1 protein-coding gene is annotated in these 751 nt (G+C 35.7%); it reads left to right on the top strand.

What is annotated here, in order from left to right:
• Window positions 1–190 precede the first annotated feature (190 nt).
• Complete coding sequence (locus CXF61_RS01805) at window positions 191–538, top strand: hypothetical protein (RefSeq protein WP_165596949.1); 348 nt, start codon at window positions 191–193, stop codon at window positions 536–538.
• The last annotated feature ends 213 nt before the right edge of the window (window positions 539–751 follow it).

Below are 751 nucleotides of genomic sequence, written 5' to 3'. Positions count from 1 at the left end.
TAGATAAAGCCCCCTTTGCTAACGCGGAGGGGGCTTTTCTTTGTCAGCAGTTTGGTGATAATTCTTGATAATAGAAAGTTTAGCACTAAATGGCTCAGTTAAAATTCAAACTTTCCTACAAATCAGTTTGATGTGATACTATTTATTTACTTCTAGAATCTACTATCTGTCATTTATTTTGGAGCATGTTATGGGCGTTTCAATCTACTATACTGCTGAACGTTCTACTCTCTTGACTCAACAGGAGCAAGAAAAGATTGCGTCAATAGTTGATGAATATAATGTAAATTTCGAGCATGCAGATGATGCAGAGACTTTCGATCTCTATGCATACGATGATAGTGAGTCAGAGGTCATATTAGCAGGAGCTACAAAGTTACCTGTTAGTCTAGATGTAGAAGATCTTATGTATACCTTAGAGCATTGGCTACAATGTTTGACTGAGATTCGCCTTGCGGTCACTGATGCAGAATGGCATGTACATCTAGATGATAACGATGCTGTATGGGTAGATGATAAGTGGCAGATGGAAGAGTAGTGATTCATCACTATTATTATTTGTATAACTGCCTAGAGCAGCTTCTATCAACTCATATAGTATCTATATAAAAGAGCTCTCAACTGGATAACAGGCTGAGAGCTTTTTTATGAGGAATTATTTTATTCTGCTTACTTTTTACTATTATCTATATAGACAATTCAAGTATCAAAAATATATCTATAACCCCACTCTCAACTTGAAATAAGCAAA

The sequence above is a fragment of the Psychrobacter sp. 4Dc genome, assembly GCF_002836715.1.
Lineage (GTDB): Bacteria > Pseudomonadota > Gammaproteobacteria > Pseudomonadales > Moraxellaceae > Psychrobacter.
Note: the sequence above shows the minus strand (reverse complement) of the source record. Positions and strands in the feature narration are given on the sequence as shown.

Coding starts and splice junctions, on each gene's coding strand:
- CXF61_RS01805 (WP_165596949.1), top strand. CDS start 191: ATGGGCGTTTCAATCTACTATACTGCTGAACGTTCTACTCTCTTGACT.